Origin of the sequence: Citricoccus parietis (assembly GCF_042433045.1) — a bacterium.
Classification (GTDB): Bacteria; Actinomycetota; Actinomycetes; order Actinomycetales; family Micrococcaceae; genus Citricoccus; species Citricoccus parietis.
Genome location: NZ_JBHLWH010000047.1, coordinates 25,665 through 51,032, shown reverse-complemented (window position 1 = coordinate 51,032; position 25,368 = coordinate 25,665). Strand labels below are relative to the sequence as shown.

General features: G+C 69.9%; 21 protein-coding genes and 1 tRNA gene. 14 read left to right on the top strand and 8 right to left on the bottom strand.

All coding sequences use genetic code 11. From position 1 onward, the window contains the following. Positions 1-367: 367 nt before the first annotated feature. The 10 genes from rpmB to ACFFIO_RS16360 all read left to right on the top strand — a co-directional run bounded on the left by rpmB (position 368) and on the right by ACFFIO_RS16360 (position 7,730). On the top strand, positions 368-604 hold the full coding sequence (rpmB, locus tag ACFFIO_RS16405) for a 50S ribosomal protein L28 (protein ID WP_115932101.1): 237 nt from the start codon (positions 368-370) through the stop codon (positions 602-604). Position 605: 1 nt separating this feature from the next. Next, complete coding sequence (rpmG, locus tag ACFFIO_RS16400) at positions 606-773, top strand: 50S ribosomal protein L33 (protein WP_159552753.1); 168 nt, start codon at positions 606-608, stop codon at positions 771-773. A gap of 3 nt (positions 774-776) precedes the next feature. Continuing rightward, positions 777-1,082, top strand: a complete 306-nt coding sequence (rpsN, locus tag ACFFIO_RS16395) for a 30S ribosomal protein S14 (protein ID WP_115932099.1) — start codon at positions 777-779, stop codon at positions 1,080-1,082. Between the two features lie 269 nt (positions 1,083-1,351). After that, complete coding sequence (locus tag ACFFIO_RS16390; protein ID WP_378043508.1) at positions 1,352-1,582, top strand: hypothetical protein; 231 nt, start codon at positions 1,352-1,354, stop codon at positions 1,580-1,582. Between the two features lie 260 nt (positions 1,583-1,842). Continuing rightward, complete coding sequence (locus ACFFIO_RS16385) at positions 1,843-2,127, top strand: HU family DNA-binding protein (protein ID WP_115932098.1); 285 nt, start codon at positions 1,843-1,845, stop codon at positions 2,125-2,127. Positions 2,128-2,357: 230 nt separating this feature from the next. Then, a complete protein-coding gene (locus ACFFIO_RS16380; RefSeq protein ID WP_378043506.1) occupies positions 2,358-3,194 on the top strand; it encodes a hypothetical protein in 837 nt (278 codons plus the stop codon). A 92-nt stretch (positions 3,195-3,286) separates the two neighbouring features. Further along, positions 3,287-4,162, top strand: a complete 876-nt coding sequence (locus tag ACFFIO_RS16375; protein WP_378043505.1) for a copper resistance CopC family protein — start codon at positions 3,287-3,289, stop codon at positions 4,160-4,162. A gap of 98 nt (positions 4,163-4,260) precedes the next feature. Further along, positions 4,261-6,366: a bifunctional copper resistance protein CopD/cytochrome c oxidase assembly protein gene (locus tag ACFFIO_RS16370; protein ID WP_378043503.1), complete on the top strand. Its 2,106-nt coding sequence runs from the start codon at positions 4,261-4,263 to the stop codon at positions 6,364-6,366. Beyond that, positions 6,363-7,325: a hypothetical protein gene (locus tag ACFFIO_RS16365; RefSeq protein ID WP_378043502.1), complete on the top strand. Its 963-nt coding sequence runs from the start codon at positions 6,363-6,365 to the stop codon at positions 7,323-7,325. Before ACFFIO_RS16370 ends, ACFFIO_RS16365 begins: the two co-directional genes overlap by 4 nt. A 114-nt stretch (positions 7,326-7,439) precedes the next feature. Continuing rightward, the gene (locus tag ACFFIO_RS16360) at positions 7,440-7,730 is read left to right on the top strand and encodes a DUF6480 family protein (RefSeq protein ID WP_378043500.1); all 291 of its coding nucleotides are present in this window, start codon (positions 7,440-7,442) and stop codon (positions 7,728-7,730) included. Positions 7,731-7,747: 17 nt separating this feature from the next. On the opposite strand, the gene ACFFIO_RS16355 is transcribed toward ACFFIO_RS16360, so the two are convergent. The 3 genes from ACFFIO_RS16355 to ACFFIO_RS16345 all read right to left on the bottom strand — a co-directional run bounded on the left by ACFFIO_RS16355 (position 7,748) and on the right by ACFFIO_RS16345 (position 13,524). After that, on the bottom strand, positions 7,748-8,962 hold the full coding sequence (locus ACFFIO_RS16355; RefSeq protein WP_378043498.1) for a WxL protein peptidoglycan domain-containing protein: 1,215 nt from the start codon (positions 8,960-8,962) through the stop codon (positions 7,748-7,750). 127 nt (positions 8,963-9,089) lie between these two features. Beyond that, positions 9,090-11,489: a calcineurin-like phosphoesterase C-terminal domain-containing protein gene (locus tag ACFFIO_RS16350; RefSeq protein ID WP_378043496.1), complete on the bottom strand. Its 2,400-nt coding sequence runs from the start codon at positions 11,487-11,489 to the stop codon at positions 9,090-9,092. Positions 11,490-11,628: 139 nt separating this feature from the next. After that, a complete protein-coding gene (locus tag ACFFIO_RS16345; protein WP_378043494.1) occupies positions 11,629-13,524 on the bottom strand; it encodes an alkaline phosphatase in 1,896 nt (631 codons plus the stop codon). Positions 13,525-14,060: 536 nt separating this feature from the next. On the opposite strand from ACFFIO_RS16345, the gene ACFFIO_RS16340 reads away from it, so the two are divergent. The 3 genes from ACFFIO_RS16340 to ACFFIO_RS16330 all read left to right on the top strand — a co-directional run bounded on the left by ACFFIO_RS16340 (position 14,061) and on the right by ACFFIO_RS16330 (position 19,411). After that, entirely contained in the window at positions 14,061-16,184 is a 2,124-nt protein-coding gene (locus ACFFIO_RS16340; protein ID WP_378043492.1) for an NHL domain-containing thioredoxin family protein, read from the top strand. Between the two features lie 45 nt (positions 16,185-16,229). After that, positions 16,230-16,706: a flavodoxin domain-containing protein gene (locus ACFFIO_RS16335; RefSeq protein WP_378043490.1), complete on the top strand. Its 477-nt coding sequence runs from the start codon at positions 16,230-16,232 to the stop codon at positions 16,704-16,706. Positions 16,707-16,813: 107 nt separating this feature from the next. Continuing rightward, positions 16,814-19,411, top strand: coding sequence for a GcvT family protein (locus ACFFIO_RS16330; protein ID WP_378043488.1), 2,598 nt, complete (start codon positions 16,814-16,816; stop codon positions 19,409-19,411). A 7-nt stretch (positions 19,412-19,418) separates the two neighbouring features. Here ACFFIO_RS16330 and ACFFIO_RS16325 read toward each other — a convergent pair whose 3' ends face one another. The 5 genes from ACFFIO_RS16325 to ACFFIO_RS16305 all read right to left on the bottom strand — a co-directional run bounded on the left by ACFFIO_RS16325 (position 19,419) and on the right by ACFFIO_RS16305 (position 24,577). Further along, positions 19,419-20,306: an IclR family transcriptional regulator gene (locus ACFFIO_RS16325; RefSeq protein ID WP_378043486.1), complete on the bottom strand. Its 888-nt coding sequence runs from the start codon at positions 20,304-20,306 to the stop codon at positions 19,419-19,421. After that, a complete protein-coding gene (locus ACFFIO_RS16320; RefSeq protein ID WP_378043484.1) occupies positions 20,293-21,615 on the bottom strand; it encodes a glycine cleavage T C-terminal barrel domain-containing protein in 1,323 nt (440 codons plus the stop codon). Before ACFFIO_RS16320 ends, ACFFIO_RS16325 begins: the two co-directional genes overlap by 14 nt. Positions 21,616-21,836: 221 nt before the next feature. Continuing rightward, on the bottom strand, positions 21,837-23,033 hold the full coding sequence (locus ACFFIO_RS16315; RefSeq protein ID WP_378043482.1) for a hypothetical protein: 1,197 nt from the start codon (positions 23,031-23,033) through the stop codon (positions 21,837-21,839). 387 nt (positions 23,034-23,420) lie between these two features. Then, entirely contained in the window at positions 23,421-24,431 is a 1,011-nt protein-coding gene (locus tag ACFFIO_RS16310) for an AEC family transporter (RefSeq protein WP_378043671.1), read from the bottom strand. 75 nt (positions 24,432-24,506) lie between these two features. Beyond that, positions 24,507-24,577: transfer RNA gene (locus tag ACFFIO_RS16305), tRNA-Gly, on the bottom strand. 152 nt (positions 24,578-24,729) lie between these two features. On the opposite strand from ACFFIO_RS16305, the gene dcd reads away from it, so the two are divergent. Then, on the top strand, positions 24,730-25,311 hold the full coding sequence (gene dcd, locus ACFFIO_RS16300; RefSeq protein ID WP_378043480.1) for a dCTP deaminase: 582 nt from the start codon (positions 24,730-24,732) through the stop codon (positions 25,309-25,311). The last annotated feature ends 57 nt before the right edge of the window (positions 25,312-25,368 follow it).

Below are 25,368 nucleotides of genomic sequence, written 5' to 3'. Positions count from 1 at the left end.
CTGACCGGCGTCAGCCGTCCGGTTTGAACGATGCGGGACTGTGCCCTAAGATGGAACGGCGTTAAGCCGCGTTGAGTTGTGGTGTGCCCGTGTTCCGCAGGGGTCGCCAGGACATCGGAAAACAACGTGCTTCCCGTAACCGGATCCCCGGCCAGCCCTCACCGGCGCAGCTGGGGACTCACCGTCTTCCCCCGCGATATAGGGCACTTCGGTTGGATCTCACCCAGCCTGGTTACCCCTTCGGAAAGTCGCAGTAAGAGCGCGGTGTCACAACTGGTGGCGGGACTCGTGGAGCGCCCGGTTCGTCCGGAGGCTTCACAACGGGTTCCGCCCGTTCTTTTACTACTACTTGCAACGAGGAGTGATCATGGCAGCAAACTGCCAGGTAACCGGGGCTGGGCCAGGTTTCGGCCACAGCATTTCCCACTCGCACCGTCGCACCAAGCGCCGGTTCGACCCGAACATCCAGAAGAAGACCTACTGGGTTCCGTCCCTGCGCCGCAACGTGACGCTGACCCTGTCCGCCAAGGGCATCAAGACCATTGACGTGCGCGGTATCGACGCCGTCATCGCCGATCTGCTCGCCAAGGGAGTGAAGCTCTGACATGGCCAAGGACAAGGACGTACGTCCCATCATCAAGCTGAAGTCCACCGCCGGCACCGGGTACACCTATGTGACCCGCAAGAACCGCCGCAACACCCCGGACCGCATCGTGCTCAAGAAGTACGATCCGGTTGCCCGCCAGCACGTCGAATTTCGAGAGGAGCGCTGAGGCATGGCCAAGAAGTCCATGATTGCCAAGAATGAGCAGCGTAAGGTCATCGTTGCCCGCTATGCCGAGAAGCGCCTGGAGCTGAAGAAGACCCTGGTCGACCCGAACGCTTCCGATGAAGCGCGCGAGGCCGCCCGCGTGGGCCTGCAGAAGCTGCCCCGCAACGCCTCCCCGGTGCGTGTCCGCAACCGCGACGCCATCGACGGCCGCCCGCGCGGTACCTTCCAGAAGTTCGGCATCTCCCGTGTCCGCTTCCGCGACATGGCCCACCGTGGCGAGCTGCCGGGCATCACCAAGTCCTCCTGGTGACGTCTATCCGGTGACAACCCGCCGGCCTCTGGCCCGGTGACGGCGCCTTCCGGCGCCAAGCACACCATCCGAAGGGGTGGCAGACCGTAGGGTCTGCCACCCCTTCGGCCGTTTTCAGCCCTCGTTTTCAGCCCCTCTTGTCTTCATCCCTCTGCGGCGAACGTGCAGGGTTGAGTCTGGATATGGTCACCCCTAGCGTGGGAGACGCCAGGAGTTGCCGGCTCCGCCGGCACTGGCATTCCGATACCCCATCTGGAGGAGAGGAAAGCGTGGCGAACGAACCCCAGAGCCCCGTCAAGGACCCCAACTACGACCTGATCTCAGTCCTGGAGGCGTCCCTGAAGATGGTCTTCCAGGCCGAGACCTACGCCCGCGATGCCGAACAGGCCGGTGATACCGAGCTGGCGGACTGGTTCCGGAAGATCCAGGAGAACAACCGGAAGGCCGGTGACCAAGGCAGCGAGATGCTGAAGCAGCGCCTGCAGAACCGCGCCTCCTGACCAGTCGGGACCACCCCAGGCGGCTCTGAGCCGCGCTGGTCATGCCCCACGAGACGAAGGGTCCTCTCCTCTGCGGAGAGGGCCCTTTGCCGCCGGCAGGGGCCTTGGAGGCGGAAATTTGTGGGAATTCCCCCAGAATCCGTGTGTTTGCAGGCTTCCATGGCGTGTTTCCGCGCTTCCGGGTGGTAGCTTTCGAAGCACGTGCCCGGATCTGACCGGTTCGGGCCAAGGGAAACCAGCATCGAAGTCCAGGAGGACACATGGCTATGAACCGCAGTGAACTTGTCGCCGCCGCCGCCGAGAAGACCGGCAACTCCCAGGCCGCCGTGAACGGCGTGCTGGATGCCGTCTTCGAGATCTTCTCCGCCCAGGTCTCCAAGGGCGAGAAGGTCACCATCCCCGGCTGGCTCGCCGTCGAGCGCACCGACCGCGCTGCCCGCACCGGCCGCAACCCGCAGACCGGCGAGACCATCCAGATCCCGGCCGGCCACTCGGTCAAGATCTCCGCTGGCTCCAAGCTGAAGGCCGCAGCCACCGGCAAGTGATCCAGGACGGCCCCGGCCGTGGCCCACACGGGTCCGGCCACCCGGCCATCGACGAAGGCGCTCCACTCGGTGGGGTGCCTTCGTCGGTTAACCCCTCGGCACCGCGTGGCCGGCGTGCAGCCCGGCCTCGCAGTTTTCTACAGCCGGTAGAATCCGCGTAGCATAGAGGACGGTCCAAGCGCTCGACGCTAGGGAGGTGCACGGTGGCCACACACCCTGCTCGCTACCCTGTGCCCAACCCCGCCCCCGTGCGTGGCCCCGCCCGGTTGCTGCGCGGCTGGGCGGCCGCCGTCGTCGCCACACTCTGGGCCGCCGGATCACACACCGTTGCGTCCGTCGCCACACGCTCGGCTGATCTGCCCGCGCACGGCCACAGCCCAGGCCACCTGCACGACGCCGGCCCGGCACCGATCGTCTGGATCCTCACCCTCGCGCTGGCCGGACCCCTCTGCACCGCCCTGGCCGGGCGCCGGCTGTCCTGGTGGCGCCTGGCCTCCGGGGTGGGCGCCAGCCAACTGCTCTTCCACTGGCTCTACTCCATCGCCGCCGTGCCCACCGCCGCCGGCGCCCTCGGCGAGCTGAGGTCGGCTGCAGGCCATCTCGGCTCTGCCGCCCATGCCGCCCATCTCGGCTCTGCCGCCCATGCCGGCCATCTCGGCTCTGCCGCCCATGCCGGCCATCTCGGCTCTGCCGCCCATGCCGGCCATCTCGGCTCTGCCGCCCATGCCGGCCATCTCGGCTCTGGCTCCCTGGCCGGTCTGCCGGTCCCTGCTGTCGCCGACGATGCCCTCAGCACGCTCTCCACGGCGATGGTGCTCGCCCACGTGCTGGCCGCCGTCGGGACCGTGCTGGTCCTGCGCCGCGGGGAACTGCTCGCGGCGCGGGTGGCGGAACTCGCCGTCGGGCTCGTCCTGCGGTCCCCGGGCGCCCGGCTGGCCCGGTGGATCCCGACCGTCCCCGTCCGTCGGGTGGCCGTCAGCGCCGTCTGGGTGTCGCGCCGGCTTGATGAGGTGCTGCTGGCATCGCAACGTCTGCGCGGTCCGCCGGAGTTCGCCCTGGCCGCCTGATCGTCCACTGATCCGCCGGCCGGGGAAACTCCACCCTCCATCTTGCAGACCCCTGCCCGGTGCCGTTCTCGGCCCGGGCTGTGAAGGACACCATGAACACTCACAGAACCATCACCCCTGCACGACCCCTGCGCACCCAGCGCGCCCGCGGCCTCGGCGCCGGCACGGCAGCCCTCGCGGCCGCCGCGCTGCTCGCCTTGGCCACGGCCACCCCGGCGGCGGCGCATGACCAGCTGCTGTCGGCCACCCCGGCGGCAGGCACCGCCGTCCTCGAGGTCCCGGCCGAGATCGGCCTGGAATTCTCCGGGAGCCTGACCACCGGCCAGGGCATCCAGAACCTCGTGACGGTCACCGACGAGGACGGCCACCAGTGGCAGGACGGCGAAGCCCAGGTCGCCGGTCCGAACCTCACCGCCGCCCTGTGTGAGGGCCTGCCCAACGGCGAATACACGGTGGACTACCGGGTCGTGTATTCAGACGGACACTCCGAGGAGAAGGGGTACGAGTTCACCCTCGAGGACCCTGACGCACCCGAAGCGGCCGCCCCGGAGGACTGCGGGGTGCCGAACCCGGACGCGCCGGTCTCCTCGGACGCCACGCCGGGTGATGCCGGCACCGGCACCGTCGCGGATGCTACGGATTCCGCGACCACGGCGACCACGGCGGCCACCGCCGAGCCCGGCACCGCGGCCACCGACCCGGTGTCCGGCGAGGCCACTGCCGAGGACAGCCAGGCACCCGCCGCCCCCGTCGCGGGCTGGGTCTGGCCTGCGGCCATCGGCGGCGTCCTCGTCGTCGTGGTCGCCATGCTGATGGTGTTCCGCAAGGCCAGGGCCATCGACACCGGCTCCACTGGCCGTCAAGGCGGTACCGGCAACGGCACTGACGGAACTGACGGTATCGATGGCGATGAAGGAACCAACGGTCCCGACGGAGGATCGAACGACTCGGGAACCAGCGGCCGCTGACCGGCCAGAGCACCGCTCTGTAGTGCAACTGCATTGCACCGGGCGGCCCGGGGCACCTCCGCCCCGGGCCGCCACCGGCAGGAACCACCTGCGAGAGAATGGATACTGTGAAATCTTCCCCAACCGCTGAGCGGGGCACCTCCGCGCCGGTGTGGCTGTGGCCCGTGGCCGGCGTCGTCGGCGCGGTCACCCTGGTGCTGGCCGCCGCCTGGACGGGCATCCTGGCCGTGGACCAGCTCTCCGACCCCGGGGCCCTGACCCGTTGGGGACTGCCGGTGGCCGAGATGGTCAACAACCTGGCCATGCCCACCGCCGTCGGCGCGTTGATCTTCGCCTGCGCCATCATGCCGCCCACCCGGGGCCAGCGCGCTCACAGCGGAGAAGGCGGCGAACATCCGGCCTTCACCCGGCTGATGCAGGTGGCCACCGTGGCCTCCGTGGTCTGGACGCTGTCCGCCCTCGCCGTTCTCGTGCTGTCCTACTCGGACCTCGCCGGCATGCCGCTGGACCCCAGCGCCTCGTTCACCTCCGGCCTCGTCGGCTACCTGCAGGACATCTCGGTGGGCCAGGCCTGGACCGTGGTGACGGTCCTGGCCGCCGTCATCACCTCGCTGGCCCTGGCCGTCCGCTCCACGGTGGGCCTGGCCTGGACCGCCCTGCTCGGCCTGGTCGGCATCGTGCCCCTGGCCCTCATCGGCCACTCGGCCTCCGGGGATGACCACAACGGGGCCGTCAACTCGATCGGCCTGCACCTGCTCGGGGTGGTCGTCTGGATCGGCGGGCTGATCGTCCTGGCCCTGGTCTCCCCGAAGCTGCACGGTCCGGACGGTGCCAGTGGCAAGCCCTCCGCCCACCGGCAGGGTCCTGAACCGCTGATCTACACCGTGGTCAGCCGCTACTCGCTCCTGGCCGGGCTGGGGCTGGCCACCGTGGTCCTGTCCGGAGTGGTCAACGCCGCCATCCGCATGAACACGCTGGAGCAGCTCGCCAGTCCCTACGGCGTGCTGGTGCTGGCCAAGCTCGTGGGTTCGGTGCTGCTCGGCCTGATCGGCCTGATGCACCGGCTGTGGGTCATCCCGCGGCTGGCCACCGGCACCACCGCCCCGCCGGCGGCCGCCAAGCGCCTGCTCTGGCAGCTGATCGCGGTGGAGGCGGCGATCATGGCGGCGATCATGGGGCTCGCCACCGTGCTCTCCCGCACCTCTCCGCCCGTCCCCGAGGAGATCGCCCCGGATGCCTCCCCGGCCCGCATCCTCACCGGCTACGACCTGCCGCCGGAACTGACCTTCCAGACCTGGTTCACGCAGTGGCGCTTCGACTGGCTGTGGGTCGCCATCATCGCGTTCCTGGTGCTCTGGTACGTGCGCGCCACCGTCCGGCTCCACCGCCGCGGCGACCGCTGGCCCGTGCTGCGCACGCTCTCCTTCGTGGTCGGCCTGACCATCCTGTTCTGGGTGACCTCCGGCTCCCCGGCGATCTACGGACAGGTGTTGTTCAGTGCCCACATGGTGGCCCACATGACGCTGACCATGATCTCGCCGATGTTCCTGGTGCTCGGCGCCCCCGTCACCCTGGCGCTGCGCTCCCTGCCCAGCCGCACGGACGGCACCCGCGGCCCTCGCGAGTGGATCCTGTGGATCGTGCACTCGCCCTTCGGTCGGTTCATCACCAACCCGGTGGTGGCCGCCGTGAACTTCGCCGGTTCGATCCTGGTGTTCTACTACACGCCGTTCTTCGGCTTCTCGCTCCAGGAGCACCTCGGGCACGAGTTCATGAACGTGCACTTCCTGCTGACCGGCTACATCTTCGCCTCGGTGATGATCGGGATCGACCCGCTGCCGCGCAAGGCGCTCTACCCGCTCCGGTTGGTGATCCTGCTGGCCACCATGGCGTTCCACGCGTTCATCGGCGTTGCCATGACCTCCTCCGAATCCCTGCTCCAGGCCTCCTGGTTCGGTTCCACGGGACGCGACTGGGGGCCCTCCGCCATCGCCGACCAGCAGATCGGCGGCGCCGTGATGTGGGGGATCGGCGAGGTGCCCACGGTGCTCATGGCCGTTGCGGTGGCCGTGATGTGGTCCCGTACGGACGCCAAGGAGACCAAGCGGCTGGACCGCAAGGCCGACCTCAACGACGAGGCCGAGCTCAAGGCCTGGAACCGCATGTACGAAGAACTTGCCGAGAACGAGGAGCCCCGCCGATGACCACCCGTTCCCCCCGCCGCACCCCGGTCAACCGGCCCATCCTCGGCTCCCGCCGGCTGCGCCGCCCGGGTGCTCGGATGGCCGCCCTGGGACTGGCCGGGATGCTCGTCCTCGCCGGTTGCTCGGGCGGCGTCAGCGACCAGGACGGGAGCGACGCCGGCGTCCCCGCCAACCCGCACGGGATCACCGCGGAGAATCCGTCCGGTAGCGCCCTGCCGACCGCTGGGGCCGACGGTCAGAACGGCGAAGGAGCGGAAGGCCGGGCGGGCGCGGACGGTGGGTCGCCGGCGTCGGGCACGGCTTCCGCCGACCCTTCGGAGACAGAGGCCGCCGACGCGCGGGCCGACCAGGCCGCGGTCGGCGCCGCCGCCGAGCGGGCCGCCAGCTTCGGATTCACCAACCAGGTCTCTGCCACGGACACCGAGATCGCCGCCACGCGCGAGGACGCCCGATTGCGGCAGACGAACTCCTCCGGCACCACGGTGGAGCCGGCCAGCTGCAAGTCCCCGCTGACGGCGGTGGACTGGTCGCCCATCCTGATGCCGGGGGCGGATGCCTCCCGTCGGGACTTCGGCTCTGAGACGTTCGCCGGGACGGGCACTGTGGAGGTCGCCTCCCTCGAGGACGCCGGCGTGGTGGAGGACCACCTGGCCAACGTCGAGCGGCTCGTGGCGGACTGTCCTGAGCTGACGATGACCGTCACGGACGCGAACCTCCAGCAGTCCACGTTCGACTTCACCGCCCGGACCTCCGCATCGGAGGGAGAAGGAGTGGACTCCGGCCTGGTGTGGACCCGCACCCCGGCCGGCGGAGGCGCGGAGACCACGGCCCACGTGCTGATCGGACAGACTGCCGAGCACGTGGTCATGGTCTCCTTCATCGGCGGCTCGGAGGTGGCAGGCGAGGAGTTCACCGCCATCGCCGAGCAGATCCTGGCCTCCGCCGAGGGGGCGCTCTGAACCTCACGGAGGTCACAGGGGTTCAGGCGGGGCGCACAGGGGTTCACGTAGCGCCGGGGGTGCTGCCAGGATGGCCGCAGGCAGCGACTCACCAGCAACCCGAAGGAGCACACCGTGAGCGAGACCCAGCCACAACCCGATGACAGCTTTCGGGACACGGAGACCAGCGAACTCGACCGGCAGGGCACCCAGCAGCCTCAGCGCGGGGTCACCGGTGCCGCCAACCAGCCGGGGAAGCCGGCCGAGGAGGACGGTGACACGTACTCCGAGGAGCAGGCCGAGTCCGCGAACCCGGACCCGGCGGAGGAGAATGTCACCGGTCTGGACCGGGGTGGCAGCGTGCCGCCGGGGGAGACGCCGCCCGCCGACGGCCAGATGAGCCGGGACCAGGGTCACGAGGAGTAACCCGGCCCCAGGACGGGCTAGGACACGCTCTCGCGGGGCGGCTCTGAGGCCTGCTCCGAGGACCCCTCGAGTGCCTGGTCCGTCTGATCCCCCTCGTCCGTCGGCGTATCCGCTGCTGGCTGCTGGGTGGCCTTCTTCTGCGCGGCTTTCTCCACGGCGGCCGCGAAAGCGGCCTTGCGCCGGCGTCGCCGGGTGGCCAGCCACCAGACGAGCAGGACGAGCAGGGCGAGGAGGATGAGTTGGGGGATCGGCAGGGCCATGGTGGTGCCGGTGACCGCCGTCCGCTCCAGCTCCGCCTCCACCTCGTCCTCGCCGACCACGGAGGGAGTCGAGATCACCTCGGCGCCGTCCACGAAGAGCGGCCAGGCCTCCGTGGACATCTCCAGCTCGACCACCTGGCCGGGCAGCAGCTCGCGGATCTCCGTGGCAGGCTCGGTCTGGGCGAACCAGCCGAAGGGTCCGCCCACCGTGAGGTCCTGGGCTGAGCCGAGCCGGACATTGCCGGGGTTCTCGGTGGTCCACCGGGCGGTGAGGGTCCCCGGGGCGAAGGGGTTCCAGTTCTGTTCGTAGTCCAGCTGCAGGTCCGTCAGCCCGATCACGGGTTTGATCTCGCCGGCCACCCGCAAGTGGACGCGCGCGCCTACCCGGGCCACGGTGGAGACCTGATCGCCGGCAGCGTCCTCGGGGCTGACCGAGGCGGCGATCCCGCCGGGGTGGTCGCCCGGGGTGGCGCTCTCCGGCACGGTCAGGGTGAAGGGAACCTCGACGGACTCGCCGGCGGGGACGGTGACGGAATCCTCCACCAGCTCGATCCAGGTCCCGGTGCGCTCGGACTCCACGCTGGGCGGCAACATGTCGAAGGCGCCGGTGGAACCGACGACGCCGTCCGAGGCCGTCAGATCGTAGGTGATCTCCCGGTTGGTGTGATTCGTCAGTTCCACGGCGTCCTCGACACTCTGCCCGGGGTCCACCTCGAAGCGGAAGGAGACCCGGTCCCCGCCGGCGTCCTCGCCGTCGCTCCCGGACGTGGGGGTCAGCGACCACACGACCTCCTCACCGGTGGTGGAACGGCCCGAGTCGACGCCCGATTCATCCGACGGCATGTCCGGCTGGGCCGCGCCGGTCAGGGTGGCGGTCAGCGCGGCGGCAGCGGAGGCGGCGCCGAAGGCGCGGGCGATCCTGGCACGGAGGGGGTGGCGGCGAGTCGAGTGGGTGGGGGCTGGGAGAGTCATGACGGGCCGTTCGGTCGGGTCGGAGGCGGTTCAGGGAGGGCCGCTTCGTCGGCCCCGGTGCCCGACGCCGGCCGGAACCTCCCCTGCGGAAGGTCCCGGCCGGCGTCGTGCGGCGGAGATGCGGTGATCAGTCGATCGGGAAGAGGGACATGGACAGGTTCCCGCTGTAGGAGCCCTCCTCGGTGTCCACCGGGACCTCCAGCAGGAGATCAGCGCCGAACTCAGAGGTGCCCCGGCGGGTCTCGGCGTCGCCGGCACCCAGCAGTGCGGGCTCAGCCAGGCCGGTGCCGCCGGAGAGCTCCGTGTCCACCGGCTCGCCGGCGGTGGCACCCCCCGTGGAAGAGACCACGGCCGGGCTCCAGCCGAGATGTGAGGCCGTGATCTCGGCCTCGCCGGCGCTGAGGTCGCCGGCCTGGCCGGAGAGCTCCCAACCCTTGCCCTCGGCGCGGGTGTCGGTCACGGCAACGGTCGGCAGAACGCCGGCCACTGCCACGCGGTCTCCGGCGGTCTCGGCGTCCTGCAGCTCGGCGCTGCCCGGGGTCACGGACATCACCAGGGCGCCGTCCTCGCCGTTGCCACCGTCACCGGGCAGACCGGGGACCTCGGCCTCGACCGGGATGTCCCCGCCGGACTCGCCGCCCTCGGACCCGCCGACGGTGAAGCTCAGGGTCTCGGTGAACTCGCGGCCGTGCACGTCCGTGGCGGTCACCTCGGCGGTGTGCTCACCCGCCTCCAGATCGGCAGGCAGCGGCAGGCGCCAGATGTGCATCGAGCTGTTGGCCGGGCTGCCCCCGTGGACCAGCTGCTCCTGCACCGCGGCCGGGTCTGAGACCTCGGCGCCAGTGAGGCGCTCCTCGCCCAGCATCTGCTGGGTGCGCTCCGCTTCGGCCGGCTCGCCACCGTCCACCGAGACCTCCACGGTCGAGCCGGTGGACCCCATCCAGAAGTTGGTGGTCAGCCAGGTCTCGCCCAGGTCCTCGGCCGGAACGGCGTTCGGGTTCTCCAGCTCCTCGGCCTCGCCGCCGTTCTCGATGTTGGCCTCGTACCACTCGCGGTAGGCCGGGGTGTTGAGGGACAGGGACATCTGGTCCTCGTTGTCACCGTTGGTGCGGGTGAAGCGGTCGACGACCTCGGTGCCGTCGATGTCCAAAGTCACGACCCCGGGGACGCCGCCGTCACCCTGGAGTGCGGTGGGGTAGCCGCCCTCGAGCTGGCGGCCGGAATACCAGTCGCCGGAGATCGCGCCCACGGTCAGGTGGGTGAACGGGAGGCCCTGCTCGCCGAAGAGGTTCTCCCAGGCGGCCAGGCGGTCGCCCTCGCGGAGGTTCTCGGTGCGGTGCATGTGGCCGGACACCGCGGTGACCTCACGGCCTTCGAGGATCTCGTAGATCTCCTGGAGGTACGGCATCCCGTCGACTCGCTCCTGCGTGTCCTGGAAGTCGGCCAGGGGCGCGTGGGAGGCGATGACGATGGCCTTGTCCGCCGGGGTGTTGGCGATGTCCTGGCGCAGCCACTCCATCTGCTGCTCGTCGATCCCCTCGGTGTAGTCGCCCTTCGCGGCCGGGACCTGCGTGGGGTACTGGATGTTGCTCAGGGTGACCACGTGGGTGTCACCGGCATCGTAGGAGTAGTACTCCGGGCCGAAGTGCGAGCGGTAGGTGTCGAACTCGTGCTTTCCCTCCAGTGCATCGAAGTCGAGGTCATGGTTGCCGGGCAGGAAGCGCGCGGGACCGTTGAGCATCGAGGCGAGGTCCTTGACGTCCGGGTACAGGGACAGGTCGTCGCCCACATTGTCCCCGACGAACAGGGCGCCGCAGCCGGCGTAGTCGTCGCGCTGGGCCAGATCGGCGAAGGCGCCGGCACGGGCGTACTCCACCTCGTTCTTGTCATAGGTCTGGATGTCGCCGCCGATCACGCAGTGCTGTTCGGAGGACGCGGTGGCCTCGGAGGCGGACAGCGGGAAATTCACCGCCTCGGGCAGCGGGCCAGTCGGTTCGATGCCGCCATAGCGCAGATCCGGGGAGCCCTCCGGGGAGTGGTTGTAGAAGAACTGCGCCACATTGTCATCGTCCATCGGCACCTGGTAGCCGGACGGCTGGGTCACGTGGACGGTCATGTGGTCGAAGGCCGGCAGCTCGTAGTCGCCCTCGGCATCCGTGGTGACGATGTCCCGGCCGTTGGAGACCTGTACGCCCTCGATACCGGGCTCATCGGAGTCCTGGCGGGAGTCCTGGTCCAGATCGTCGAAGACCGTACCGTCGAGGGTGTCCTCGGCGGCGCCGGAGCCGGGCTCCACGTGGACGGAGCCGCGGTAGGCCTGCTCGTCCCAGGCGGTGCCGGCGTCCTCGGCGGATGTCTGGGCGGTGTCCGCGGCGGCGTAGGTGTCCGCCGCCTGGGACGGGGCCGCCACGGCGGGGGCGACGATGCCGCCGGTGGTAACGAGGGTGAGGCCGGCCGCAATGGCGACCGAGCGCCTCAACAGGATGTCCTGCTTCGTTGTCTGACGGGCAGAGGGTGTCGAGTTCATGGTGATGCGACTTCCGTTCTTGGTGTCGTTGCGAACTTGATTTCCGGTGATGCCCCAGATGACCCGTGAGGGCCGGCGGTGGCCGGTGCGGGGATTCGCACCGGCCACCTCGTGAAACGGCGGTCTGTTGTTCAGCCGATCAGTCGACCGGGAACAGGGACATGGAGACGGCGCCCTGGTAGCTGCCGGCCTCCGTGTCCACGGGAAGCTCGAGCTCCAGGTCTGCACTCAGCTCGGTGGTGCCGAGGCGGTTCTCGGCGTCGGCCGATCCGAGGGTGGCCGGGGCAGCCAGGCCCTCGCCACCGGAGAGCTGGGTCTGAACCCGCTCGCCGACCGTGGCGCCGTTGGTGGACTCGATCAGGTGCGGTGACCAGCCCAGGTAGGAGGCCTCAACAGTGGCCTCGCCATCGGCCAGCTCTGAGGACTGCCCGGAGACGGTCCAGCCCTCGGCCTCGGCGCGGGTGTCCGTCACGGAAAGAGCCGGCAGCTCGCCGGACAGGCGCAGGCGGTCACCAGCGTTGCGCTGCTCGCCGAGGGCTGCGGTGCCCGGGGCGATGGACAGGGCCAGGCTGCCTGGCTCCTGCGGATCCTCGCCCTCGCCTGGCAGGCCGGGGACCTCGGCCTCCACCGGGATGTCCCCCTCGGACGGCTCCCCGTCTCTGGTGGCCCAGAAGTCATTGATCAACAGATCGGCGACGTCGGTGTGGTCGATGTAGGAACCGCGGACGGGGTCCTCGCCGGTGGCGCGCTCCATGATCTGCTCGGAGCCCGCGCCACGGAAGTAGACCGGGACCAGGTGGTTGGTGTGGTTGCCGGAGTACCAGTCCTGGTCCGGCACCTGCCCGGTCTCACCGGCGATGGAGGTGAAGTCGGGATCGGAATCCACACCGGAGAGGTAGCCGGTTTCGTGATCGGCGGTGACGACCAGGAGGGTTTCCTCCCAGTTCGAGTTCTCCTCCACCCACTTCACGGCGGCCTCCACGGAGGCGTTGAAGTCCTGGGTCTCCTCGATGTTCCGGACCGAGTCGTTGTCGTGGCCGGTCCAGTCGATGGCACCGCCCTCGATCATCACGGAGAAGCCGTCCTCGTCCTGGCCCAGGACGTTGAGGGCACCCTCGGTCATGGTCGGCAGATCGGGTACGTTCTCGTTGAACGGGGCCTCGCCGGGCAGCTCGCCCTCGCCCTCGCGGGCCTGCTGCAGCGTGGTGGCGACGGGGGCCAGGCCGAAGACCTGGTCCGTTTCCACCTCGCCGTTCGCCAGGGCCTCGAAATCGGCCTGGGTGTCCATGAAGTCCCAGTCCGTCTCGCCGCCCGCAACGCGCTGGTAGTCCTCTTCGCTGATGTGGTTGTACACGGGATCGCGCTGTTCGCCGTTGTCGTCGTACATCGGGTGGCCGGCGCCCATGATGACGTCCAGGTACTCGGCGTCGATCATCTCGGTGCCGATCTCCAGGTAGTTGTTGCGGTCGATGTTGTGGGCCGCAAAGGAGGCCGGGGTGGCGTGGTTGTACTGCACCGAGGACACGACGCCGGCGGACTTGCCCACCTCGTGGGCCTGCTCGGAGATGGTCTTGAGATGGTTGCCGTCAGCGTCCAGGTTGATCCGGCCGTTGACCGTCTTCTGACCGGTGGCCATCGCGGTGCCGGAGGCGGCCGAATCAGTCACGCCGTGGTTCACGTAGTCAAAGTCGCTCCAGGCTTTTTCTGGGTCGTAGCCCGAGTTGACCGGGTAGTGGGTCTGGCCCACGAGGTTGAAGTCGTCCTGCTCGTAGACCTGGACCGGCTCGCCCTCATGGGCGGTGGTCTCGCCGGTCTCGGCGTTCCGGTCGATCTGGTACTGCGACTGGCCGGTCTCGAAGAAGTTGGTGGCGGCGACGTGGTTGTAGCCCATGCCGTCACCGATCATGTAGATCACGTTCTTGGGGCCGGACTGCTCATCCGCCTGATCGGCGTGCACCGGGGCCATGCCGGCGCCGGCCACCACGGCCGCTGCCAGCAGTCCCGCAGCACCGCGGTGCAGGGTGTTCTTGCGCATGGAGATCTCCATCGTGGAATCGAAGGTGAAGTGATGTCGAGCGTGGATGACTTGAGTCGAAAGCGGACAGGGTGCGGCGCGGAGCGGTGTTCCCGGAATCCGGGAGAAGACGACCAGAAGGCGAAGGATCCGCCGGATCGATGGGCACCCCCTCCGTGCCGTTCTCGAGACTAGAAAGCGGTGGTGTCGGTGTTGTCACGGTGCGGTGAAGAACAGTGCAACCGGAGGGAAAGTCCTCAAAAGCCCCGTGACACGCGGCATCGAGGGCGTTTTCCGGACCAAGAGGTAGCACTCAGGTGGCGTCAAGGTAACGATCAAACGTCCGTATTCTCCCGATGTTCAGGTGCTGCTTCTGTGCATCGCCTGATCGGCTCCCTAGAGTCGCGTGCCCGCGCGGAAGATCTCCACGGCTGAACTCGGGACACCCGGTGGCGAGCCCGGCAGACGAGGTAGCCGCCAGTCGTGGATTCAGCCGTGGGCGTTGTATGACTTCACGCGTTGGCCACCGGGGTGAGACCGGGGCGAGAATGGAGCCCATGAGCACCTCTGCCGACCAGCCGGTCACCACAGCAGCCCCCGTTGATGCCGCTCCGGCCGTCATCACCCCGCGGGCCTCGTCCCGCGTCCGCGCCTCCGAGCTCGTCGGCCGCAACTGGCTGAACACCGGCGGCACGGCGCTGGACCTGGAGTCCCTGCGCGGCAAGATCGTGATCCTGGACTTCTGGTCCTTCTGCTGTGTCAATTGCCTGCACGTACTCGACGAACTGCGGCCCCTGGAGGCGGAGTTCCATGACGTGCTCGTGACCGTAGGGGTGCACTCGCCCAAGTTCGACCACGAGGCGGACCCGGACGCGCTCGCCGCCGCCGTGGAACGCTATGACGTCCAGCACCCCGTGCTGGACGATCCGACCCTCACCACCTGGCAGGCCTACTCGGCCCGTGCCTGGCCCACCCTGGTGGTGGTGGACCCCGAGGGGTACATCGCCGCCCACCTCTCCGGCGAGGGCCATGTGGCCGGGTTGACCTCCCTCGTCGACGAGCTGGTGGCCGAGCACGAGGCCAAGGGGACACTGCACCGCGGCAACGGCCCCTACGTCCCGCCAGAACCGGTGGCCCGGGACCTGAAGTTCCCCGGCAAGGCCATCGCCCTGGGAGCCCGTGGCTCGCAGCCGGGCACGTTCCTGGTGGCGGACACCGGCCACCACCGTCTCGTGGAGCTGGCCGAGGACCTGACCACCGTGCTGCGCACCATCGGGGAGGGCACCAAGGGGATCACGGACGGTGGCCCGGAGGCGGCTCTCTTCAACGAGCCCCAGGGGCTGACCCTGCTGCCCGAGGACGTCGCCACCGCGGTGGGCTACGACGTGGTGGTGGCGGACACCGTCAACCACCGGTTGCGCGGCCTGTCACTGGCCGACGGCTCCGTCCGGACCTTGGCCGGCAACGGTGTGCAGCGGCTGATCGACCCGGAGCGTGCCCGCGCCGCAGCCGATCCCGACGCCGCCGACGGAGAGGCGGCCGTCTCCCTCGAGCCCTTCGGCACCGACCCGCTGCAGACCTCCCTGTCCAGCCCGTGGGACGTGCTCTGGTCCACCACCGAGGACACCCTCATCGTGGCCATGGCCGGCACCCATCAGATCTTCAGCTTCGATCCGCGCACCGGGGACCTGGCGGTCTACGCCGGCACCGGACTGGAGGGCCTCGAGGACGGGGGGCCCGCCGAGGCCTGGTTCGCCCAGACCTCCGGGCTGGCCGAGTCCGCCGACGGCACCCTCTGGCTCGCCGACTCCGAGTCCTCCGCCCTGCGCTCCATCACCCCGGCCACCGGCGCGGAAGCGCGGGAGCGCCAGGTGAGCTCCGCCGTCGGGACCGGCCTGTTCGACTTCGGCTTCCGCGACGGGGCCGCCGAGCAGGCCCGCTTCCAGCACCCGCTGGGCGTGGCCGCACTGCCGGACGGCTCCGTGCTGGTGGCGGACACCTACAACGGGGCCATCCGCCGGTACGCCCCGGCCGGGGTGGCCGCTGATGGCCGCGCCACCGAGGCCGAGGTGTCCACCGTGGCCCGCGGCCTGAAGGAGCCCTCGGACATCCTGGTCGAACCCGACGCCGACGGGAACCCCGCCTCGATCGTGGTGGTGGAGACCAACGCCCACCAGCTGGTGCGGCTGTCCGTGCCGGACGAGTACCTGCAGGTGGACGAGGGCGCGCTGCAGACCCAGCGTCCCCGGACCGCCATCGCCGCCGGGGACGTGGAGCTGGCCGTGTCCTTCGCCGCCCCCACCGGGCAGAAGCTGGACGACCGCTGGGGCGACCCCACGCAGCTGAAGATCTCCTCCTCCCCGGAGAACCTGCTCCTGGGCGGCGAGGGCACCTCCACCGGACTGCACCGCACCCTGCGGATCAACCCGGAGGTGGCCGAGGGCGTCCTGCACATCACCGCGCGCGCCGCCTCCTGCGACGGCGAGGCGGGCCAGCCGATTCCGGACCACGCCGCCTGCCACCTCTACCAGCAGGACTGGGGCATCCCGGTGACGGTGCACGCCGGAGCCGGCGCAAAGGAGACCACGACTGAGTCCGCGGCATCGACCGAGACCGGCCCCGCTGCATCCGGTCCGGTTCCGGAGACCCGTCTGGACCTGGACCTGCGCGGGATACACTGACAAGCGCCAGCACCGCACCCGACACCCGAAGGCGGCAGATGTCCCATGACCACCCTGGTTGTAGCCTCCTCACAGCACGGATCCACCCGAGAGATCGCCGAACGGATTGCCAAGGTCCTGCGCGTGAACAAGGGCGTGACCACCGTGGTGGAGCACCCGAAGGACGCCCCGAAGTGGCTCGCGACGGTCGAGGCCGTGGTGGTGGCCCTGCCGATCTACCGTGATGCGCTGGACAAGACCGGCAAGGCGTTCCTGGACACCCACCGGGCCGAGCTGGCGGACAAGTCCCTGTTCATCCTCGCCTCCGGCGCCGCGCCCTCGATCAACCCGCGCCTGCAGGCCACCATCGATTCCTACGGGCCCCGGGACACCGCCTACCTGCGCGGCGCCCTGACGGAGGAGAAGCTCGGCTTCCTGGACAAGCTGAGCATCAAGCTGGTCAAGGGCCAGTACGGTGATTTCCGCAATTGGGAGGCCATCGAGGCCTGGGGCAAGTCGCTGTCCGACCGCGGCGCCCACTGAATCCCTCCCCGTAAATCGCTCCCGGCCTCCGCGCCGGGATTCCTTGACGCATCCCTCACCGGGGGTTCACGGTTGCAGTACGTGAACGCTGTTGAGGGATGCGGAACATGAACACACTCTCGAAGTCCCCCCGGGTCGTCATCATCGGCGCCGGGATCGTCGGTGCGAACCTGGCCGATGAGCTCACCGCGCGCGGCTGGGCGGACGTCACCGTCCTGGACCGGGGGCCGATCCCGCTCACCGGCGGCTCCACGTCCCATGCCCCGGGGCTCGTCTTCCAGACCAACCCCTCCCGGGCCATGACCCGGTTGGCCGCCTACACCCGGACCAAGCTCGCCTCGCTGATCCACCCCCGTACCGGGGAATCCGCGTTCAACCCGGTCGGCGGCCTCGAGGTGGCCACCACTGCCGAACGCCTCGCCGAACTGCACCGCCGCGCCAACTTCGCTGTGGCCTGGGGGCTGGAGGCCACGGTGCTGGACCCGGAATCGGCGGCCGCCCTGCACCCGCTGCTGGAGGCCGACCGCATCCTCGGCGCCCTCCACCTGTCCACCGACGGCCTGGCCTCCTCCGTCCTGGCCGTCGAGCTGCTCCGCGCCCGCGCCGAGGCCCGCGGGGCCCGCTTCCTCGAACGCGTCCCCGTCACCGCCATCCAGCACGACGCCGGCCGCGTCACCGGGGTGCGCGCCGGGGACTCGGTCTTCGGTGCAGACGTGGTGGTCAACGCCGCCGGGTTCTGGGGGCCGCAGGTCGGTGAGCTGGCCGGGGTGCCGGTGCCACTGGTGCCCCTGGCGCACCAGTACGTGACCACCACCGAGGTGCCCGCCCTGGCGGCCTGGACGGCCTGGACGGCCAGGGGGGCCGGTGGGGCTGGTAGGACCGAGGGCGCCGGGAGCGAACCGCGCGGTGACCGGGGCACCCCAGCGGAGGGCGCCGTCGTCGGGACCGGGAACACCGCGCGCCTGCCGATGCTGCGGCACCAGGGCGAGGACCTGTACTTCCGGCAGGTCGGGAACCGGATCGGGATCGGGTCCTACGCGCACCGGCCGATGCCCGCCCGCTATGACGAGCTGCCGGACCTTGAGGGGCCGGGCGGCCCGAGCGGGAGCATGCCGTCCAAACTGGCGTTCACCCCGGAGGACTTCGAGGGGCCGTGGGAGCAGTCCCGGCTGCTGCTGCCGGCGCTGCGGGAGACCACCCTGCAGGACGGCTTCAACGGGATCTTCTCCTTCACCCCGGACGGCGGCTCGCTCGTGGGGGAGTCGAGGGAGCTGCGGGGCTTCTACCTGGCGGAGGCCGTGTGGGTGACGCATTCGGCCGGCGTCGCCAAGGCCGTGGCCGAGCTGCTCGTGGACGGGCAGCCGGAGACGGACCTGCGCGAGCTGGACCTGGCCCGGTTCGAACGGGTGCAACTGGAGCCGGACTACGTTCTGGAGACCGCGCAGCAGGCCTTCGTGGAGGTCTATGACATCAAGCATCCGCTGGAGCCGCGGCTCTCCCCGAGAGACCTGCGGCTGGCCCCGTTCCACGCCCGCCAGGTGGAGCTCAGGGCCGTCTTCCTGGAGTCCGGCGGCTGGGAGCGCCCGCACTGGTTCGAGGCCAACCGGCCCCTGCTGGAGGAGCTGCCCGCGGACTGGCGGCCCCCGGAACGGGACTCCTGGGCCGGCCGCTTCGACTCTCCGATCTCCGCGGCGGAGGCCCACGCCACCCGCACCGCCGTGGGACTGTATGACCTGTGCTCGCTGAAGCGCCTGGAGGTCTCCGGTCCAGGGGCCCTGGGCCTGCTGGAGCGGGTGACCACCACGCCCATGGACAAGCGCGTCGGCGCCGTCACCTACACCCTGATGCTGGACGAGGCCGGCGGCATCCGCAGCGACATCACCGTGGCCCGGGTGGCCGAGGACGTGTTCCAGCTCGGGGCCAACGGCGGGATCGACGCCCGGTACCTCGAGCAGCAGGCGGCGGACTGGGCGGACGGCACGGTGCGGGTGGAGGACATCACGGACCGCACCTGCTGCATCGGCGTCTGGGGGCCGCACGCCCGGGACCTCGTCCAGCCGCTGACGGCCCAGGACCTGTCCGACGACGGTCTGCGCTACTTCCGGATGGCCCGCACCTCGATCGCCGGGATCGAGGTCCGCCTGCTCCGGGTCTCCTATGTGGGCGAACTGGGTTGGGAGATCTACGCCGATGCCGCTGACGGTCTCGCCCTGTGGGACGCCCTCTGGGAGGCCGGACGCGGCCTCGGGGCGGTGGCCGCCGGGCGGGGGGCGTTCAACAGCCTGCGGCTGGAGAAGGGGTACCGGGCCTGGGGGGCCGACATGGACACCGGACATGACCCGTTCCAGGCCGGACTCGGCTTCGCGGTCCGGGCGGCCAAGGAGGGGTACGTCGGCCGGGAGGCCGTGGAACGGCTCCGCGGTCAGGAGCTGGCCGCACGGCCCCGGTTGCGCTGCCTCACGGTGGATGACGCCACCACGGTGGTCCTGGGCTCCGAGCCGGTCTTCTCCGGCGGCCACCCCGTCGGCTACACCACTAGCGCGGCCTACGGATACACCGTGCATCGTCCCCTCGCCTATGCCTGGCTGCCCGGGGAGCTGGAGGTGGGGGACGCCGTCGAGATCCGGTACTTCGACCGGATGGTGCCCGCCACGATCAACGCCGAGCCCCTGGTGGACCCGGAGGGGACCCGGCTCCGCGGGTGAGGCCGGGTCAGCCGGCCGAGTACCCCATCCGCTGGCTGGCGGCCAGGCCGGTCCGGTGCAGGGCCTCCAGCACCGAGGGATCGCCGTCGGGGGAGAACCGGAAGGCCGGGCCGGACACGCTGATGCTCGCGATCACCGCGCCCCGGTGGTCGCGGACCGGGACGGCCACCGAGGACAGCCCGATCTCGTACTCCTCCCGGGTCACGGCGTGCCCGGCGTGCGCCGCCTGCAGCAACTCCTCCTCGAGCTTGGCCCGTGACGTGATGGTCCGGGAGGTGAACCGCGGCAGGCGGGTGCCCTGCAGCAGTTGCCGGCGGTCCTCCGTGGACAGGGCCGCCAGCAGCACCTTGCCGGAGGCCGTGGCGTGCAATGGCGTCAGGCTGCCGATCCAGTCCTGCGTGGCCAGCGTGGACGGGCCGAGGGCCTGGTCCACGTTGACGGCGTAGCCGGAGCGGAGCACGGCCAGGTTCACGGTCTCCTTCACCGCGGTGGCGAGGTCCTGCAGCAGGGGGCCGGCCTCCTGGACGAGGTTCAGCCGCCCCGGGATCGCGGCGGCCAGGCGCAGGATGCCGAAGCCCAACTGGTACTTGCCCCGGTCCCGGTCCTGCTGCACCAGTTCCCGGGCCACCAGGGCCCCGAGCAGGCGGGACGCCGTGGACTTGTGGATCCCCATCTCCGCAGCGATCTCGCTGACCCCGGCCCGTCCTTCCCGGGCGAGGATCTGCAGGACGGTGGCGGCCCGGTCCACGGACTGCACCCCGGAGGCGCCACCTCCGTTCTCGCTGACCTCCGTGGCGATTTCCGCGGCGACGGCTGGGGAGGCCACGTTGACCTCCGTGACCTCGGCGGTGTCCGGCCCGGGCCGGACACCGCCCTCATCCTCAAACGGCGGCATCCAGCCCCCGCTGGCGGAGGATCTCGCGCTGATTCGGGTTGACGGAGGGCCGGAAGGGGACCTCGACCACCTCGGCGGCCACGGGGCTGCCGGGGACATCGGAGTACTCGTCCGGCAGCTGGACCCACAGCTGGGTCCCCACCCCGGTGAAGTCCACCGGCACATAGCCCATGGCGATGTTCTGGCCGAGCTCCGGCGAGAACCAGGGGGAGGTGACGTAGCCGACCGGCTCGCCCGGACCGCCGTCGTGCGTGGGGCTGATGAGCCAGAAGTCCGGCGCATAGTCCTCGATGGGCTTGCCACCCAGCCGCAGACCCACCAGCTGGTGGGTGTAGGGCGGGGTGCCGGCTTCGAGCTGGCGCCGGGCCTCCTCCAGGGCAGCCTTGCCGATGTAGTCCGCGGCCTTCTGCCGGGGGACCTGGTAGCCGAGGTTGGCCTGGAAGGGCAGGGTCTCCTGGTCCATGTCCTGGCCCCAGGACAGGATCCCGGCTGCGATCCGGCGGTGGTGCGCCGGGGCGACGACGGCCAGCTGGTGGGGCTTGCCGGCCTCCAGGACCGTGTTCCACAGGGTCTCGGCGTGCAGCGTGGAGTCCTTCAGGTAGATCTCGTAGCCCTTCTCCCCGCTGAAACCGGTCTGGGAGACGATGACGGGGCAGCCGCCCACGTCACCGGCCAGCAGTCCGTAGGGCGGCAGTTCGGCCACGGCCGGGCCGAAGAGGTCGGCCATCAGGTCCACCGACTTGGGACCCTGGATCTGCACCGGGGAGACGTCGATCTCACGGATGTCCACGTCGAACCGGCGGCCGACGTTGACGCCCTGGAGCCAGAACAGCAGATCGGAGTCCGAGAGGCTGAACCAGAACTCGTCCTCGGCCACGCGGAGCAGGACGGGATCGTTGAGGATCCCGCCGTGCTCATTGCAGAGGATCACGTAGCGGGCGTGCATGACGGGGATCCGGGTGGCGTCACGGGTGATGACGAAGTTCACGAAGTCCTCGGCGCCGGGACCCTGGACCCGGATCTGGCGTTCCACCGCCACGTTCCACAGGGTCACGTGGTTCACGAGCGAGTCGTACTCGGCCATCATCCCGCCGTCCTCCGGCCGGACGTAGCCGCGCGGGTGGTACATACGGTTGTAGACGGAGGCCCGCCAGCAGCCGGCCTCCATGGACAGATGCCAATAGGGCGATTTGCGGACGCGGGTGTCGATCAGCATCTGGACCGGGGTCGGACCGGACTGCCGGAGGTTGATCGGGACGGTGCGGTCCTCTTGGTCAATCGAGGGGACGTTGGGGTGGGTGTTCTGCATGGGTTCATCCTCTGGGCGCTGTGGGCGGCGGGGAGGCTGCCGCGGCGACGGCCGGACCGCCTCGCCAGACGTTGCGCATCATGAACACCGTTCCGTCATGCGCATCTGGTGCGACCACCGTAGCGGCGTCGAAAGTCCCGGGGAAGAGGTGCGGTCCCGTTGTTTTGCCGGCGTCTACCTGTCGTTTCCTGTCGGTGTGCCCGCCGGGGTGCCCGCCGGCGTCAGGGAACGTTCGGCGTGTAGCGCACCGAGTCCGGGGTGACGGTGAGGTCGGCCTCCAGCGTGAACGGTTCGCGGTGCTCGACCGTGTGCTGTTCCCCGGTCACCAGGTCGATCTCGCTCAGGGACAGGATGGCCTCCGCCTCCAGTGGTGCCACCGCCGTGGGATCGTCGCCCTCGGCAGGCAGCTCGTGCACGCTGGCCCGGGGGTCGCCGGCCATGGACCAGGTGATCGACTCCGGCGGAATCCGGTTCACCGTGTCATAACCCATGGGGCAACCCGCGGGGTTGAGGACCTTCTGCTCCGTGCATCCGGAGAGGAAGCGGTCCAGCTGCTCGTTGACCTCGGCGGAGACGGCGTCCGTGTACTGCAGCGCCAGGTCCAACGTGAGGGAACCTGCCGACGGGTCGGTGCTGCCGGCCTCGGTGTCCGCGCCCTCGGCTGCGGTGTGGTCCACGACCAGCCGGGCCGGCGGGGCCTGAAGGTAGGTGCTCTCGAAGCCGACCTCCACCACCATCGGGGGCAGTACCGCGAAGGTCCGTCCGGGCGTCTCCTCCTGCTCGGCCACCAGGGGTGCCTGGACGCCGTTCACTGAGGCGGTCAGCGGACCGGACGCGGCTTCGGGCGGCAACTGCGTCGGCACCACCTGGACCGACTGCACGGGAACCTCCGCCAACCGCCACCGGTCGAAGAAGAGCCAGTCGCGGCCGGTCTTCTCCACCGTGAAGGTGGTGCTGTGCTCCTCGCCGTCCACGGTGTAACCGACCAGGACCTCCGTTGACCGGCCGTCCGGCGTGTCCTCACCGCGGGAGACGGTGAGGTCTCCGAGGGCTGCCATGCCGGAGATCAGCGGCTCGCCCTGCAGCAGGTCTGTGGCCGTGCCGGGCGCCAGTTCGGCTGGCGTACCAGCGGCACCGTCACCGGAGGCCAGGGCCACAGCGGTCCCGCCCTCGCCGGCTGTCAGCGCTGCCAGGTAGTCCTCGACCTGGGTCTCGGGGGAGTAAACAGTGGTGTTCACCGTGGCGATCGCGATCCCCCCGGCCGCCAGCGCCAACGCGGCTCCGCCGCCCCACCAGGCCCAGGCCGGGCCCAGTGTTCGCCCGCGGCGGTTCCCCGCTGCACCGGCGTCTCGTCCTCCGGATCCGTCCTGCGCCGGCCGACCGTCGGTGGTGGCGGTGTCGTCTCTGACCTCTGGCATGACTGCCATCCTAGGATGGGCCGCATGCACTCGTCGCAGCGCTACGCCGCCGTCGTGGTGTTCTGCGTGGTGGTGGCCTATGCGACCGTGGCGGCACTGCAGATCCTCGTGTGGAACCCGCTGGCGGCCGTGCCCGGGATGACCCTGGGGCAGATCCGCTACGCCATGGAAGAGGCCAGCGAGGCACTGCACATCGCCCCGGTGATCATCGTGCTCGAACTGGGCGTGGTCCTGACGGCGGTGCTGGTGACCTGGATGCTGCGCTTGCGGGCGGCGGCGATCCACGTGGTGCTGCTGGGGTTGGTCCTGGTGGCCTGCGGAGGCCCGGGGCGAAGGCCGCGCGTCGCCGCGGCGTCAGAGGCTGAACCGGGCCGAACACGAACTCGCTCAGGCGAAGATCAGTGCGACGGCGATCATGGCCGGGATGGCCACGATGGTGGTGATGAGGATCGTGTCCTTCGAGGCCACCATGCCGGTCTCATAGCGGGAGGCCGAGACGAACACGTTCTGCGCCGTGGGCAGGGAGCCCAGGACGACGGCGATCAGCAGCTCATTGCCCTCCATCCCGAACAGCGGCCCGGCCACGACCCAGGCCAGCAGCGGATGGACCAGCAGCTTGATGGCGGAGGCCAGTGCCACGTCCGGCCGGCGGCCGGCGGCCTTCTCGAAGGGCTTGGAACCCACCAGGGACATGCCGAACGCCAGCAGCATGGCCGGGATGGATGCCCCGGCGATCAAACTGATGGATTCGGCGATCGGCTCCGGCAGGACCCACCCGGTCGCCGAGAAGACCAGTCCGAGCACCGAGCCGATGATCATCGGATTCACCGCGATGTGGCCGACCTGCCGCCAGAAGGCGACCCACCGGTTGGGCGGACGCTTCGGACCGGGCGAGCGGCCGGCGTCGTGCCCTGATGGGCCTCCCGCATCCGCGCGGCGGCGGGCCTCGGCCAGGGTGGTGGAGTCCATCGCCGCCACGTAGATAGGGGTGTAGATGGCGAGCTGGAAGATCAGCACCGGGGCCGCGAGGGCGGCGTCGCCGAGGACGTAGGCGGCGATGGGGATGCCGAGGTTGGCGGAGTTGACCATCGAGGCGCTCAGGGCGCCGATGACGGTCTCCGAGCCGTCGCGCTTCGGCAGGATGAACCGTGCCAGCAGGAGGTAGAGGCCGGCGGCGGCGAAGGCGGAGATGCCGGCTACGAGCAGCTGCGGACCCAGCACGGACTGCACGTCAGCGGCGGAGAGCGTGTCGAAGAGCAGTGCGGGGCTGGCCACGAAGAAGGCGAGGCGTGACAGGACCGGCTGACCGTGGTCACCGAGGACCTTGGAACGGCCGGTGACGTAGCCGACCAGGATGATCACCCAGACGACCGTGAATCCGGAGATGACCTCCAGCACCGGCATCCCCTTCCCCTGCGGTTCCGTCCCTGAGGCTGGATCCGGCCGGATCGGGCGCACCCCGGGCAGAAAGAGAGCGGGCGACGGGAATCGAACCCGCGTATCTTGCTTGGGAAGCAAGCGCTCTACCATTGAGCTACGCCCGCAGGACATGGCCTGGTCGGCCTGTCACGCGCAGTCTAGCTTACACGGATTCCCCCGCAGGTCACTGCCGGACACGGAGCCCAGGCGGTGTCCGCTTCTGCATGGCTTCTTCACTGCTTCTGCACCATGGTGTGCCCTGCGCTACTTTGGGTACGTGCTTCTCTCAGATCGCGATATCAGGGCCGAACTCGGCGCCGGACGTATCCAGCTGGACCCGCTGGTCCTGGACATGGTCCAGCCCTCCAGCGTGGACGTCCGCCTCGACCGGTTCTTCCGGCTCTTCGACAACCACAAGTACGCGCACATCGACCCGGCCGAACCGCAGGACGAACTGACCCGGCTGGTCGAGGTGGACCCCGAGGAGCCGTTCATCCTGCACCCGGGGGAGTTCGTGCTGGGTTCCACCTATGAGCAGGTCACCCTGCCGGACGACATCGCCGCGCGCCTGGAGGGCAAGAGCTCGCTGGGCCGCTTGGGCCTGCTGACGCACTCGACCGCCGGCTTCATCGACCCCGGCTTCTCCGGGCATGTGACGCTGGAGCTGTCCAACATGGCGACCCTGCCGATCAAGCTGTGGCCCGGTTCGAAGATCGGGCAGCTCTGCTTCTTCCGGCTGTCCTCGCCGGCCGAGCACTCCTACGGCTCCGGCCCCTACCTGAACCGCTACCAGGGACAGCGCGGCCCCACGGCGTCCCGCTCGCACCAGAACTTCCACCGGACCATCATCGAACGCTGAGGGCGGTCGCCTGGCCAGCTGTGGATCAGTTGCTGAATCTGTGCCCAGTGCTTGACC